Source organism: Rhabdobacter roseus (assembly GCF_014202275.1).
Lineage (GTDB): Bacteria > Bacteroidota > Bacteroidia > Cytophagales > Spirosomataceae > Rhabdobacter > Rhabdobacter roseus.
Window position 1 is genome coordinate 496,470 of the sequence record NZ_JACHGF010000001.1, and the last position, 14,697, is coordinate 511,166.

Annotated in this window: 9 protein-coding genes; 2 read left to right on the plus strand and 7 right to left on the minus strand. The window is 57.5% G+C overall.

Features of this window, described 5'->3' with window-relative positions; all coding sequences use genetic code 11:
• Positions 1-3: 3 nt before the first annotated feature.
• Both HNQ92_RS02105 and HNQ92_RS02110 read left to right on the plus strand, forming a co-directional pair.
• Positions 4-2,637 (plus strand): ABC transporter permease, encoded by a 2,634-nt coding sequence (locus tag HNQ92_RS02105; RefSeq protein WP_221307356.1) that lies wholly within the window; start codon positions 4-6, stop codon positions 2,635-2,637.
• Complete coding sequence (locus HNQ92_RS02110) at positions 2,637-5,243, plus strand: ABC transporter permease (protein WP_184170194.1); 2,607 nt, start codon at positions 2,637-2,639, stop codon at positions 5,241-5,243. Before HNQ92_RS02105 ends, HNQ92_RS02110 begins: the two co-directional genes overlap by 1 nt.
• A 212-nt stretch (positions 5,244-5,455) precedes the next feature.
• On the opposite strand, the gene HNQ92_RS02115 is transcribed toward HNQ92_RS02110, so the two are convergent.
• From HNQ92_RS02115 to HNQ92_RS02145, 7 genes are read right to left on the minus strand one after another with little or no spacing between them, the layout of a single operon-like run.
• Positions 5,456-6,988: an AMP-binding protein gene (locus HNQ92_RS02115; protein ID WP_184170198.1), complete on the minus strand. Its 1,533-nt coding sequence runs from the start codon at positions 6,986-6,988 to the stop codon at positions 5,456-5,458.
• A gap of 10 nt (positions 6,989-6,998) precedes the next feature.
• On the minus strand, positions 6,999-8,009 hold the full coding sequence (locus tag HNQ92_RS02120) for a hypothetical protein (protein ID WP_184170201.1): 1,011 nt from the start codon (positions 8,007-8,009) through the stop codon (positions 6,999-7,001).
• Positions 8,006-8,668, minus strand: a complete 663-nt coding sequence (locus tag HNQ92_RS02125; protein WP_184170204.1) for a diacylglycerol/polyprenol kinase family protein — start codon at positions 8,666-8,668, stop codon at positions 8,006-8,008. The genes HNQ92_RS02120 and HNQ92_RS02125 overlap by 4 nt, the downstream gene beginning before the upstream one ends.
• Positions 8,665-9,756, minus strand: coding sequence for a DUF3419 family protein (locus HNQ92_RS02130; protein ID WP_184170207.1), 1,092 nt, complete (start codon positions 9,754-9,756; stop codon positions 8,665-8,667). The genes HNQ92_RS02125 and HNQ92_RS02130 overlap by 4 nt, the downstream gene beginning before the upstream one ends.
• A complete protein-coding gene (locus tag HNQ92_RS02135) occupies positions 9,753-12,407 on the minus strand; it encodes a PEP/pyruvate-binding domain-containing protein (protein WP_184170210.1) in 2,655 nt (884 codons plus the stop codon). Before HNQ92_RS02135 ends, HNQ92_RS02130 begins: the two co-directional genes overlap by 4 nt.
• Entirely contained in the window at positions 12,407-13,381 is a 975-nt protein-coding gene (locus tag HNQ92_RS02140; protein WP_184170213.1) for a UbiA family prenyltransferase, read from the minus strand. Before HNQ92_RS02140 ends, HNQ92_RS02135 begins: the two co-directional genes overlap by 1 nt.
• Positions 13,378-14,652, minus strand: a complete 1,275-nt coding sequence (locus tag HNQ92_RS02145; protein ID WP_184170216.1) for a hydroxymethylglutaryl-CoA reductase — start codon at positions 14,650-14,652, stop codon at positions 13,378-13,380. The genes HNQ92_RS02140 and HNQ92_RS02145 overlap by 4 nt, the downstream gene beginning before the upstream one ends.
• Positions 14,653-14,697 lie beyond the last annotated feature (45 nt).

A 14,697-nucleotide genomic window follows, 5' to 3' on the forward strand; every position in this document is an offset into this window, starting at 1 on the left:
CTTATGAAACCACCGCCACGCTGGGCCGACCGCCTGCTGGAGCGCTTCTGTGCACCGCACTTGCTGGAAGAGATTCAGGGGGATCTGCACGAGCGCTTCGAGCGCCGCCGGGTACTTTTTGGCGAACGTGCGGCCCGGCGGCAGTACGGCTGGGAGGTACTTGGGTTTCTGCGGCCTTTTGCCTTGAAACGAAAAAGGAATGCTACTTCTACCACTTATCTAATTAGCCATATGATGATCCAGAATTATTTCAAAATCGCGTTTAGAAACTTGCGGAAACACAAGGCGTTCAGTTTTATCAACATTGCCGGGGTAGCCCTGGGGCTGGCTTGTTTTCTGATGCTAGCGCTTTACGTCAAGGACGAGCTGAGTTACGACCGCCACCATGCCCATGCCGACCGGATCTACCGGCTGTCGCGGACGTTCCTGTCTAAAGATGGTACGGTATCCTTGCGGCTAGGACACGCCGCCCCGCCGTTCGGGCCGTTGATCAAGCAGGATTTTCCGGAGGTGGAGGAGGTAGTTCGGATGCTGGAAACGGGCGCGCTAATACGGTACGGAGACCACCTCTTCAACGAAAATGAGCTGTTTGTAGCGGAACAGAATCTATTCAAGGTTTTTTCCTTTAAAGTGCTGAGCGGTAATCCGGATAAGGCGCTCGAAAATCCGTTTTCCATTATGTTTTCCCGCCCGATGGCCGAGAAGTACTTCGGGAAGGAGAATCCGCTGGGCAAGGTGGTACGGCTCGACGACCAGCTCGACTACACCGTGACGGGCGTTTTTGAACCCCTACCCGCGCAGTCGCACTTTCACCCCAGCTTCCTGATTTCGTTTACTACGCTGAACGACGACCGGGTCTACGGCGCCGAAGGCTTGCGCAGCAACTGGGGCAATAATTCGTTCTCGACGTTTTTGCTCCTACCCGAGAAGTACGATGCGCAAAAAATGGTGAAAGCGTTTCCTGATTTTCAAAACCGCCACATCGACCCCAAAGCCTCGACCTACTCGGTACTGGATCTGATGAAGCTAACGGATATTCACCTGCACTCGCACCTGGACTCCGAAATTGAAGCCAATGGCGACATTCAGTACGTGTACCTGTTCTCGGCCATTGCCCTTTTTATTTTGATCATTGCCTGTATCAACTACATGAATCTGGCCACGGCCAAGTCGGCTACGCGCGCCAAGGAGGTAGGAATGCGGAAGGTGATTGGGGCGGTGCGCTTACAACTGATCAATCAGTTTTTAAGCGAGTCCGTCTTGCTGGTGGGCGTGTCCGTGGTGCTGGCGGTGGGCATCGTGGTACTTTGCTTGCCAGCGTTGAATAATTTTACCCAAAAACAGCTGTCGTTCGCGGCCCTGCTGGACCCTACCTTCCTGGCCATTCTGGTTTTCATTACCCTTTTTACCGGCCTCGTGGCCGGAAGTTACCCGGCTTTTTTCATGACGTCATTCCAGCCCATTAGCGTGCTGAAAGGCCGGATGGCTTCCGTGCTGAAAAATGGAATGCTGCGCCAGACGCTGGTCGTGGCCCAATTTGCCATTGCCGTGGTGCTGATCATCAGCACGGTGGTGGTTTACACACAAATGCGCTACATCCAGAACTACAAGCTGGGCTACTCCAAGGACCAAGTGGTACTTTTATACGCCTCCGACGACTCGACGATCCATTTTGAGAGTATCAAGGAGCGGCTGAAGGCCAATAGTAACATCCGGGAGGTAGGGCGCTCTTCCCGCGTCCCTTCGGGGCGGCTGCTGGACTCCTGGGAAGCCTACGTCATGAAAGGCGATAGCATGGCGCCTACCGACATCAACATCAAGTCGCTGTCCGTAGACGAGGATTTCATCCCGACCTACCAGATCGAGATGGCGGCGGGCCGGAATTTCTCGCGCGACTACGCCACCGATAAAACCGCCGGATTTATCCTCAACGAAACCGCCGTCAGGCTGCTCGGCTGGAAGAACCCGGCCGATGCCGTCGGGAATCGGTTTGGCTACGGAGCGGTGCGGGGGCAGATCATCGGCGTTACCAAAGACTACCATTTCGAGTCGTTGCACCAAAAAGTAGCCCCCATCGTGATGTTTCACCAGCCGGGGCGCATGAGCCGCGTATCCGTGCAGGTGTCGGGTGGGGATTTGCAGCAAGCGCTGAGCCACATTGAGTCGGTCTGGCAAAGCCAGTTTCCCGGTCGGCCGTTTAGCTACGAGTTTCTGGATCAGCGCTTTGGCCAGCTTTACGCCCGCGAACAAACGCAGCAAATGCTTTTCGGGATTTTTGCGGGCATAGCCATATTTATTTCCTGCCTGGGTCTGCTGGGCCTATCGATGTTCATGGCCGAGGTACGTACCAAGGAAATCGGTGTCCGGAAGGTACTGGGTGCCTCGGTGGGTAGTATTGTGGTTATGCTGTCAAGCGACTTCCTGAAGCTGGTGCTGGTAGCCATCGCCATTGCCTCGCCCATCGCCTGGTACGGGATGCGCAGCTGGCTGCAAGACTTTGCCTACCATACCGACATCAGCTGGTGGGTGTACGTGCTGGCCGGTACTTTGGCCGTCGGCATTGCCCTGCTCACGGTGAGCTTCCAGAGTATCAAAGCGGCTTTGATGAACCCCGTGAAAAGTTTGCGCAGCGAATAATGAAACCACTACCCCCACGCTGGGCCGACCGCCTGCTGGAGCGCTTCTGCGCGCCGCACCTGCTGGAAGAAATCCAGGGCGACCTGCATGAGCGCTTCGAGCGCCGCCGGGTACTTTTTGGGGAGCGCGCCGCCCGGCGGCAGTACGCCTGGGAGGTACTTGGGTTTCTGCGGCCTTTTGCCCTCAAACGAAAAAAGAGCGTTACTACTACCACCTATTCAATGAGCCATGATATGATCCAGAATTATTTCAAAATCGCATTCCGAAACCTGGCTAAGAACCGGGTTTATTCCTTCATCAACATTTTTGGCCTGTCAGTGGGTATGGCCGTGGCGATGGTCATTGGGCTGTGGGTGTACGATGAGCTATCGTTTAATAAGCAATTCAAAAACCACGATCGGCTCGCCAAGCTTTGGCAGTTTGTGCAGTTTGATGTTGAAAAATCGTCCTACGACGTCATGCCCATTCCGCTGGCCGAGGAGCTTCGCAGCAAGTACCCCGACTTTGAGCGGGTTAGTTTGTCGGTTTTTCGGGAAATAACGCTGGCCGCCGGGGAGCATAAATTTCTCAGAAAGGGGAATTACGTCGAGCCGGTTTTTATGGACATGCTTTCGCTGGATATACGGGCGGGTAGCGCCTTCGCTGCGCAGGACGTACATGCCATTCTGCTTTCTGAATCGTTAGCGAAAGCTATATTTGGTTCCAAAGACCCCATCGAGCAGCTACTCGAGCTGGAAGGAAAAGAATCGGTAAAAGTAGTGGGCGTGTATAAAGATTTTCCGGCTAATACGAGTTTTAACGAAGTATCCTTTCTCGCTCCGTGGAATTTATACCTGGCTACGGATCGCAACGCCAAAGCGAACGTACATGCTTGGGATTCCAACTCCTACCAAATCTTTGCGCAGCTCAAACCAGGCGCCGATTTTGCACAGGTTTCGGCCAAGATCAAGGATATTCGCATGAAGCTGGACAATCCGCCGGGCTATAAGCCGGAGTTTTTCCTGCACCCCATGAGCAAGTGGCACCTGTTCGCCGATTTCAAAAATGGCGTGAATACCGGAGGACTGATTTCGTTTGTCTGGCTGTTTGGCATCATTGGCGTCATTGTGCTGCTACTCGCCTGTATTAATTTCATGAATCTCTCGACGGCCCGGAGCGAGAAGCGTGCCAAGGAAGTAGGGATTCGGAAAGCAGTCGGGTCCGTGAGGAGTCAGCTGGTAGCCCAGTTTTTTAGCGAGTCGCTGCTCATGGCGGTGCTCGCCTTCGTTCTGGCGCTGCTATTGACGCAGCTGGCCTTACCCTTTTTTAATGAGGTAGCTGGTAAGAAGATGCCCATATTGTGGTTTAGCCCTTGGTTCTGGCTCTGCGGGCTGAGTTTTAGTGTACTCACGGGCCTCATTGCGGGGAGCTATCCCGCTTTGTATTTATCTTCCTTTCAGCCGATAAAAGTACTGAAAGGTACCCTCAAAGCCAGCCGCTCGGCTGCTAGCCCCCGCCGCGTATTGGTTGGCTTTCAGTTTATGGTTTCGGTAACGCTCATCATCGGGACTATCATTGTGTTTCGTCAGATCGAGCACGCCAAGGACCGCCCGGTGGGGTATAGCCGTGAGGGGCTCATGGAGGTAAAAATGAATACTCCCAAGCTTCGCGAAGGCTACGAAACCGTACGGGCCGATCTGCTCCGGACGGGAGCCGTTGAAGAAATGGCGGCCTCTTTCGGATCACTTACCGTTGAAAACGACGGGACGGTGGCGGTTTTCTGGCGGGGGAAGTCCCCTGACTCAAGCCCGCTGCTAATGGGCAACCGGGTTTCGTACGATTTTGGGAAAACCGTAGGCTGGCATTTGGTGGCAGGGCGGGATTTCTCCCGCGATTTTTCCACGGATTCAACGGCTATGATTCTGAACGAAGCCGCCGTCAAACTGATGGGCTTTCAGAAGCCCATCGGCGAGCGAATCAGGTGGAACGGTAAGGAGTGTGAGGTGGTCGGGGTCGTGAAAGATCTGATCAAGGAAGATCCCTTCAAGCCCGTTAAGCCGTCTTTTTTTGTGCTTGAATACCAATACGTAGATGTCCTTCACGTCCGGCTAGATCCCCAGGTGCCCGTAAGCGAAGCGCTGGCTAAGGTAGAGCAGGTGTTTAAGGTTCATCATCCAGCGGCGCCGTTTGAGTACAAATTTGTGGATGATCTGTACGCCCAAAAATTTGATTACGAAGTACGGATCGGCAAAATAGCCAGTGTGTTTGCGGGCTTAGCCATCCTGATCAGCGGGCTGGGTTTGTTTGGGCTTGCCTCTTTCATGGCCGAGCAGCGCACCAAAGAAATCGGCATTCGCAAGGTAATGGGAGCGTCGGTATTGGCTATTTGGCAGCTCCTCTCGCGCGAGTTTGTGGTATTGCTGCTGGTTGCTTTTTGCGTGGCGGTTCCGGTGGCGTACTATGTGCTCTCCGACTGGCTCCAGAAATACGAATACCGTACTGAACTCTCCTGGTGGATCTTTGCGGCTACCGGTTTGGGAGCCCTCCTGGTTACTTTGCTCACGGTAAGTTTCCAGGCTATCAAAGTTGCGCTGATGAATCCCGTGAAGACGCTAAAAACGGAGTAGAAGACGTGAAAAGCATGGCCGATGCGCGCGTGACTTACGGTCGGTTTAGTCGCATAACGAGAGTATTCACGACGCATCGGCTCTTTTTTAAAGACCAAAGTACCTTAGTCCGTATTTATACTATCCAGGTACCTACCGAAATACCTCCGCCAAAGGAAACGTGATGCCCGCTACGCGGCCAATAAACGTACAGCTCGTGGTAAAAAGGTACTTTAACAATCACTCTCACCAAACGACGCTCGTAGCCGCTCGTAGTCGATCTTGGAATGGTGGCGCGGGTCGCGGGGAAGTTTGGGTACAAAAACAATTTCCCGAATGGGTACTTCCAGCGCCTCGATCTGCCGCCGAACGGCTTCTTTCTGAGCCGGGTCGCGGAGCTCTAGGAAAGCCGTCAAGGTACCTTGGAGTAGCAGCAAAGTACCTAGCTCCACGCCGGGGAGCGTTTGGAAGTAGTGCTCGTAAACAAAGGGCGAGAGCAGTTCTCCTTCCCACGGAATGAGGCTGGCGCAGCGCCCCGTCAGAAAAAGCAGGCCGTGCGCGTCGAGGTAGCCGCTGTCGCCGGTGCGGTGCCAGCACTGGTCGTTTACGAAGATTTTGTGGCGCTGGCGGGCGGGGGCGTTGTGCAGGTAGTCGCGCAGGACGTGCGCCCCGCTCACGATGATCTCGCCGATCTGGCCGCGGGGTACTTCCAGGGCGTCCAGGTCCGGTAGGGAGTGCACCACCAAGGCCTCGTCCGTGATCCCGATGATTTTGACCTGTGTCTCCGGCGCGGGCTTTCCTACTTTCAGGCCCTGGGTAGGTACTTTCTCTTGCCTGAGCTCCGCTACGTCGATGGCGCTGATGGGCTCGGCTTCGGTGGAGCCGTACACGACCTGGGTCGTAGCCTCGGGAAAAGCCCGGTGGTACAGCGCGGCCTCCGTTGGAAACACGGGCGCGCCGCCGGTGAAGATTTTTTGTAGCTGGGGGAGCCCAAGGCGCTGGCTGATGAGGTACCTGGCAATTTCTTTCACCACAAAAGGCGAAGCCACCAGGCTCCGTACCTGCTGCGCTTCCAGCTGCCGCACGATACGGCCCGGCTTGATGGTGTGCGGCTTCCGCGGGTTGAAATCCGCAATGACCGACGTAACACCGCTGCCCAGGTTGATCAGCAGCACGATGGGCAGCACGGGCATGTCGGTGGTTTGGGTCTGGGGCTGGATGAGCCTCGTGAGCGATTGAAACTGCGCCTGCAACAGCCCGTGGGTACGTACGGCGGCCTTGGGCACGCCCGTACTACCCGTAGTGAAGGTAATGAGCGCGGGGTCGTCGGGCGTGGTTTCGGGGAAGGAGAAGGTACCTTGAGCCGAAAAATGCAGGCCCAGCTTCAGCGGAATCTTCCGCGTTTCGGCGGAGAGCAGCGCCAGCAGCCGCACTTTCCAGCTCCCCACGAAGGCCCGGCACTGCGCCACCCGGCAGGCCTCCTCCAGGCGCTTTTTACTCACCCATTCGTCCAGAAAAACCGCCGTGGCCCCCATCCGGAAAAGCGCCAGCACCACCCGGTACAGGTCGATGCTCATGGGAACAAACACCAGCACGCGGTCGCCCTTGCGGATGCCTTTATGAAGAAAGTACCGCGCCGTGTCGGTGACCTGCTGCTCCAGCTCCGCAAAAGACACGGCGCGGTTGCGGTGGATGATGGCCGTCTGCTGGGGTACCTGGCGGGCCGCCGCGTAAAACAGATCCACGATGTTGAAGGCGTTCTCCATAAGGGTACTTTTAGTGCAGGTACTTTCCGTACAAAATGTATTCCTTGTACGACTGCCCCGAAAAATGACTCGATAGCGTGGTGGAGGTACCTTGCTCGAAGATAAACGGGTGAATGATGCTCTGGTAGCCCAGGCCGGTGGCGATTTGGTAAATGCGGTTGCCAATGACGCGCCCCAGGCCCCGCCACCGCTCGGCCGGATGGCGCGCGAGGGTTTTCACGATCAACGATTTTTCGGTTTGGTTCCAGACGTCGTCCAGGCAAAAAAAGTAGCCGATCAGGTTTTGCGCCGCATCTTCGGCCAGTAAGGTACATTGCGGATGCACGAACGGCCGGGCCGGGAGGTACTTTTGAACAAACGCATCCTGGTCAATGGGCGTATAAAGGAAGTTTTTCTGGAAAGCCAGGGCCGTAAAGGCGTGGATTCGCACCAGCTCCTGCTCGTAGCGAAGCAGGTCGATGGGCCGGATCACGACGCCCTGCGCGCTCAGCGCCCGGTCGCGGGCCAGTACCTCCGGGTGGTCGAACCGCAGGGTCGTATCTTTGTGGCTCACGTAGCGCCCGATGGCCCCCAAGCCCGCCTGCGCGAAGTGCGCGTGGTAGTAGAGGTGGTGGTAGGGCTCCAGAAAAAACGGCGGATAGCGGTGGTGAAGGCTGAAACGGTAGGTTTCCCAGGTACTTCCGTTCATGGGACCGAGCAGAAACGCCGCCCCCAGGGCGCGCGCTTCGGCGGCGATATGCTCCAGGAGCTGCCTGCCGTGAGGTACCTCCGGCGTGGCTTCGTACTGGCCCACGCAGCAGGTTTTTTGGTTTTGATAAAGCAACTGCGGGTTGTGGTACAAAGCCGCGCGCGCCCGTACCTGCCCCCGCTCCACGAGCAGGTAGCAGCCCGCCAAAAACGCCTCCGGCAGGGTTTCGGGTAGGTGGAAGTAGGGGCTGTCGGGCGGGTAGATTTCTTTGGGGAAATCGCGAAAAAGCGGAAAATCCGGCTGACCGGGCCGTGTTTCTAGTATTTCAATCATGAATAAAAAAGGAGGGTTAGTAGCACGCTGAGCGGTACGGTGAGGTTGTCGGTACCTTTTAGGCCCACGGCCTCGGCGCCCGTAGCCAGCGCGGCCAGCACCAGCACAAAGGAAGTGCCTAGCTCCGATGGGAAAGGCATCAGGTACAGCAGAAGGCCGGTTAATAAAAAGGTCGCCAAGAAAAAAGCCCCGGAGCCCGTCAGCGTTTTGGGACTCCTCGCCGGGCCGTACTGCCCCCACGGCCAGCGCTTGCCCACCAGCGCCGCCAGCGGATCGCAGACCGCCAGAATGAGCATGGGTAGGTAAAATACCAGCAGGCCCCGCTCCGCGTGGTGGTAGGCCAGGTAGCAGCCGTATACGGCCACCGGGTACAGGGTACTTCCCAGCGAAGCGCGCCCGACGGCGTTGATCGAAGGCAGAAAACGGTACTTCAGGCTGGCCAGCAGCAGCAGCAAAAAACCAACGCAAAGTACCAGCACCGACCAGTGGCTATCCAGCCAGAGCGGAAACAGCAGCGTGAGCACGCCCGTACCCAGGTGCACGATTTTTCGGGTGAGCTCGGCGGGTACCCGAAGCCAGTGATAAAGTACCTCGGCCAGGCCGAAGAGGGTCAGAAAACAAAGCGTCAGGAGCAGTATAGCGCCAAGATCCGGGATCATTTGCGTTGATCGACGATGAATTGTTGATAAAAAAAACCGTTGTCGCGCGCGGTGAGGGTACTGGAAAGCGCGGCCAGGTACCTGGCGCTTTCGGGCCGGGCGGGGGCGATGTGCCGGGGCACGAGCAGGTTCCAGTAGGCCAGCTTACCGCCCGGTAAGGTACCTTCCAGAAGCTGCTGCGCGGTATCCATAAACTGCCTTTGATCCATGTACTCAAAAATATTCGACAGATTGAGGTACCCAAACGGACCGAACTCGGCGATGGCCTCCTGGGCAAATCCTTGTTTCAGCACCAGCCGGTCCAAGTTGGCTTTAATAGCATCGTAGTTTTCGGGCCGGAGGTAGTGGGGCACTAAAGTACCAAAACTACCCGTAAGCGCATAGCGCAGCATGGGGTTGGTCTGGGCCGCCGCCGACTGCAAGTGCCGGGCGGCTTTAGCGTAGATGGTCTTTGCCACGGGTACTTTTACTTCTCTCAAAAACTCCGGGTCGCGGCCGTACTTGCCCATGACGTACCGGCTGAAGAAGAGCCGAAACAGCAGCTTCCAGCGCCAGGTATCCCAGCGGCTGGCGTAGTAGGTAGCCTGCTCGGCCTCACTTTTGGGGCGCAGGAGTTCGTCGATAGTGCGGCCCGAATGAATCCAGGGCAGTAGTTTGTGGGCAAAGAGCTGAAAGTACCTTTCAAACTTTCCCTGGTGAATCACGCCGCCCCGGAGGAGCGGCCGGTTGTTTTCCCAGTACTGCCGGGCGGGGGTACTTAGCGCGGTTTTGATGGCCTGAAAGTACTCCTCGCGCCGGGTACTTTCCGTAAAACCCAAAAATTCCAGCGTTTGCGCGCGGCTGAGCGTTTGAATACTGGCTTTTTTGAGCTCGATGAGGTAGAGCTGCAAGGCGCTGATGTCCACGGCCACTACCCGCGCGGGCTGGGTACTTAGGAGCGAAAAGCTGTTGTCGCCCGCCGAGCCTACCGACAAAATGGTACTGCCCGGCGCGGGGGCGAGCCCGGCCAGCAGCAGGTCGGCGTCTTCCCAGCAGTTGGCGTAGCGGATCTGGTCAAAAAGTACCCGTTGGGTCAAATCGTGGCTCATGACTCTGGCTGAATGATACGAATGTGCCCTGTGCTGCCGTCCATTTCTAGTTCGTCTCCGGTTTTTATGGTTTTCAAAAGGCCCGTCACGCCCACGATGCAGGGCTTGCCCATCTCGCGCGACACGATGGCCGAGTGGCTAAGCAGGCTCCCGCGCTCCACAATGATGCCCGAGGCGCTCGGGAAGAGCATCACCCAGCCCGGATCGGTGCTGGTAGTGACGAGTATGTCGCCGTTTAGCGAAGGTACCTCGCCGGGGTGGAGCACCACCCGCGCCCGCGCCCGTACTTTTCCGGGCGAGCACCCGATTCCCTTCAACGTACCTTCTCCCGCTTGAGGTTCATCTTGACGATTTGCCTCAAAATCGGTGGATTGGTACACCGGGCCGTAGGTAGCAAAGCGCTCCGGGGGCGGGTCTTGTTGGTGGTACTTTTCAAATTCGGCCTGGCGCAGGGCCACCAGCGCGCGGGCGTTTTGGGTCACGGAAGTACCTTCGATCAGCGCAAAAATCTCGTCCTGGGTCAGGTAGAAAATAGCGCGGTCGTCGTCCAGAAGGCCCTCAGCCTCAAACCGCCGGCCCATATACGTGAACAACTCCCGCACGATGCCGAAGGCGCGGGTGCGCTCGTAGCGAAGATTCTCGCGGGCGCTGACCAGCTCCCGGGCTTTCCGGAGGGTACTTTTGAGCTGCCAGCGGACGTAGGGACGGCCGCGCAGCGCCTGCTCCAGCTGCTGCTCGGCCTGCTGCCGGATCTGGCTTTCGGCCCGCGCCGAGAAGCGCTCGGTAGTGAGGCCCGTTTCTACATAGGTTTTCAGGATCTGGATAAATTGGGTAGGATCGTGCGCGTACGACACCGTTTCGAGCTTAAGTTCTCCCACACAACGTTCGCCGAAGTCGGCCAGGTACTGGTCAATGGACTTTTTGAGTGAAAGGTAGTTGGGCGCCGTACTTTCCTGAAGCCGCTGCCAAAGGGTACTTGGTGCTCCGGTGATAAATAAATCCTTGAGCTCGTCGTCGGCCAGGATTTGCGACGCCAGAGCCCCCGTGCGGTGGATGGGCTGCACCGAAATAATGTCGCTGCTGCCGCAGAGCAGGTCGTTGTGGATGTTGGGGAATTGGGGGAGGTACTTTTCGCACTGCTTCTGCAACCGCCCAAACCAGATCATGGCAAAGAAGTCGTTGAGCAGCGGGGCTTTCCACTCGTTGAGCAGGGTACCTTCAAAGTGCCGGTAGAGCTGCATGAGCTCGTGGGCGCTTTTCGCGGGGTAGTCAAGGCCCTTGTAGTGCGTGATGGTTTTTTCCAAAAGCGCCATGAACTCGCGGCGCTTGCGCGGCAGCGAAAGGTACCTGGCGTACATCCGTACGGCCATTTTCAAAATACGCCACCCGGCTTGTCCTTTCGACAGGCGGTAGTTGTCCGGAATGTCGAAGCGCTCCTTGACGCCCATCATGTTTTCCATGAAGCGGGCGTTGAGGCTGTAGCCCGGCAGCATGGCCAGCATGTGGTACCAGGTTTTGAGGTTGTAGTACACGCGGCCGTTGATGAGCCCCAGCGTATTGGCAAACACCGCCTGGTTTTCTTTCACCACGCGCTCGCTCACGCCCAGGTACTGGCTAAACAGCGAGTAGGCTACCTCGTAGGATTGACGAATAAACGAAAACGTGAGCGGCGTCGTGACGCCCGGATACGACTCAATGATGTTGCTGTTGTCCCAAAGGGTATACTCCCCTGACCCGGATTCGCGGGATGACCCCTCGCTTTCCGGCGTGGATACGTCCGGAGCGGCGGGCAGGCCCGTGATGGGCCGGGTTTGTAATAAAAAGAGGGTATTGTTTTTAATCGCAAACTCAATGTCCTGCGGGCTGCCCCATTCCCGCGCAAGTACCTCCAGCGCGTCGGCGATCTGCCGGATTTGCTCGGGCGTCAGCGTGGGGGCATCGTGCCGGTGGGGCTCCAGGGGTACTTGGCAAGTACCCCCCGACGAATCAGGGTTCAACACCACCTGATGCGTTTTGTGGGCCAATTGACTGACAATTTCTCCGTTTCGTACCGTAAAATGATCGGCGTTCAATTCGCCCGACACCAGCCCTTCGCCCAGCCCAAACACGGCGCTGATGAGTTTTTCGTCCCGACGGCCGTTGGCGATATTGGCCCCAAAAGCCACACCCGCTACCTCGGCGTCGATCATTTCCTGCAAAATCACCGCCATACCAAACGCGCCCGCCGCCTGGTGATGCTTTCTGTAGGCCGCTACCCGTTCCGAGAAAGCCGACGCCCAAACGTCCCGGATGCGGTCGGCCAGGGACGAGGGCGGTACGTAGAGGTAGCTTTCAAATTGCCCCGCGAAGGAAAAGGTAGTGCCGTCTTCGTCGGGCGCAGAGGAGCGCACGGCCAGGTACCTGGCTTCGGGAAAGTGGGCGAGGATTTCGGTCACCCATTCGGCGGGAAGGGTACTTTGGGCGATAAACGCGCGGATCTGCCCGGCATCGCCCGCTCGGATCTCCTGCGGAACGAGCGCCTCAAGTACCTCCACCGGAAGCACGGCAAACGGCGGTACGCGCAGGCCCATTTCCTGCAAACGAAACAGATTTTTGGCCTTGCCGCCCAGGGTACCTGTCGGGTTGGGGTCGGTGTGGAGGACGTTCGACATCAGTCAAAGAGAAGTTTGGTGAGCATGGGGCCGCCGCCCAGGGTGAGGTACATGGCGATGGTCCAAAGCGCCGAGGCGGCCTCGATGAGGCGGGCGCGCTTGGGGCTGCGCTGCTGCAAAAAGAGTACTGCTGGCCAAGAGCAAAGCGAGAAAAGTACCCCCAGCACCACGAAGCCCGTTTTGCCGTAGCCCGCAAAGTAGGAAGCCAGGATGCTCATGACCAGCGTGAGCAGCAGCACGCCCAGCCAAAGTACCACCGCGCGCCGGCCGCCCAGCATGGCGGTATAGGTAAGTACCCCCTCAGCCTCCTGCTCCGGCGCGCGGATCTTCCGGCCAATCTCCAGCACGATGCCGTTGAGGTACGATACCCCAAAAAAGAACAGCAACCCCACGGGAGCGGCCGCGCCCTCCAGGTACCAGTCGAGCCCGCTGGCGTAGACGTCCACCAGCGGAATGATGAACATGTGCGAGGTCACGTACCAGAACTGGTGCTTTTTGAGCCACGCGGCCACAAAAAATTCCTTGGTCATCAGCCCCAGGTACGTGACCACAACCAGGTACAACACCAGCATTTTAGGAAAGAAAAGCGCATTCAGCGCCACCTGAAGCACCACCGCGCCCACGGCCAGGGTACCTAGCTCCCGAAACGAAACCAGGCCGCGGGGGACGGGAAGCTCGGGGCGGAAGCGGGCGTCATCGGCGGCGTCCTTGAATTCGTCGGCAATGCGCACCAGCAGGAAGAGCGACACCGTGGTGATGGCTCCCACCGCAAAGGTAGTGCCGTCGATGAAGCCTTCCACGCCGCGACAAATGCGGGAGTAGGAAACCGCCGAGAAGCTAAAAGCCAGCACCAGCAGGCCGTGGCCCAGGAGCGGGAAACGCTCCTTTTGGTATATATAAAGTCGTTTTAAAAAAGGAGCCTGATTTTCTTCGATCCGGCTAAATTCGTTGGATAGATGGGCGGATCTGCTCATTTTTTTCGGCCGTATTTTTGGTGGGCGGACGTAAAATGACCCGCCGACAGCGCGGCCGCGATGGAGAGCTCTCCCGCCAGCACCGTGGCCCCGCAGATTTCGGCCAGCTTTTTGGCTTTGCCCGCGCCGTAGCAGTCGAGCAGCTCCAGGCACTCGCGTTGGGTGGGCAGCGAAGTACCCCCGCCCACGGTACCCACGATGAGGTTGGGGAGCGTCACGCTGGCGTACAGGTTTCCGTCGTGCGTGACCTCCATGCGCGTGATGCCCACCGCCGCCTCCGACACGCAGGTTACGTCTTGTCCGGTGGCGATGAAGAGCGCCGCGAGCCCGTTGGCGTAGTGCCCCTGCGCGCCGATGGCCCCACTCTGGATAGTTCCTAGCGTGGAGGAACGCCAGTACTGGGCTATGGCTTCGGGGGTTGTTTTCAAAAGATCGCTTACCAGTACCTGCGGTAGTTCTATTTCGGCCGTTACCTTTTTGCCCCGTACGTTGCTGAACGACAACGCTGTGGCTTTCTTGTCGCCGGAGTAATTTCCCTCAATAAACCAGAACTCGGGCTTGACGGGAGCTTCGGCCAGGATGTACTGACAAATGGCGTCGGTACAGAGCGTCACCATGTTTTGGCCGGCGGCGTCGCCGGTATGGTACTCAAAGGTAAGGATAAGGTGGTTGCCCTCGATGTTGGTCTTGACGCTTTCCAGCCGGGCGTAGCGACTTTGCTGGCGGGTGATTTCTTCAAAAGTACCTACCTGCCCCAGCGCCCAGGCCAGAAATTCCATCAGGTACCTCAGGTCGTTGAACTTAAATAACGGCGACCGCTGTACGCCTTCCGCCAGGCAGACCGACGTAACCCCACCGGCCAGCGAGCAGGCCTTGGCGCCCCGCTGGTAGGAGGCTACGAGTGCGCCTTCGGTGGTGGCGAGCGGTACGTAGAAATCGCCCTGGGCGTCGTTGCCAATCACGCGCAGCGGACCAATGATCCCCGTAGGTACCTGGGCCATTCCGATGTAGTTTTCGATGTTCCCTTCCAGGGTACTTGGCTCCGAAAAACGCGCCGTGCCCGCCAGAAAAGCGGGGTACTTCTGAAGGGTACTTTGCAGGAAATCGAGTCTTCGCCGGGTACCTTCCACTGAAGGTACCTCTTCCGTCGGGATGTTTTTTTGGCCGTTTGGCCGGGAGTTTTTCTCGGCGGGATTCTCCCCTCCGGCCGGGGTACTTGGCGGAGGAAGGGTGGTCCAATCAGGCTTGAATGTCTCGTCGGAATCGGGCATAAAAAGGTACTTTATGGTTTCCTGGGGTGAATATACTTCTACAAG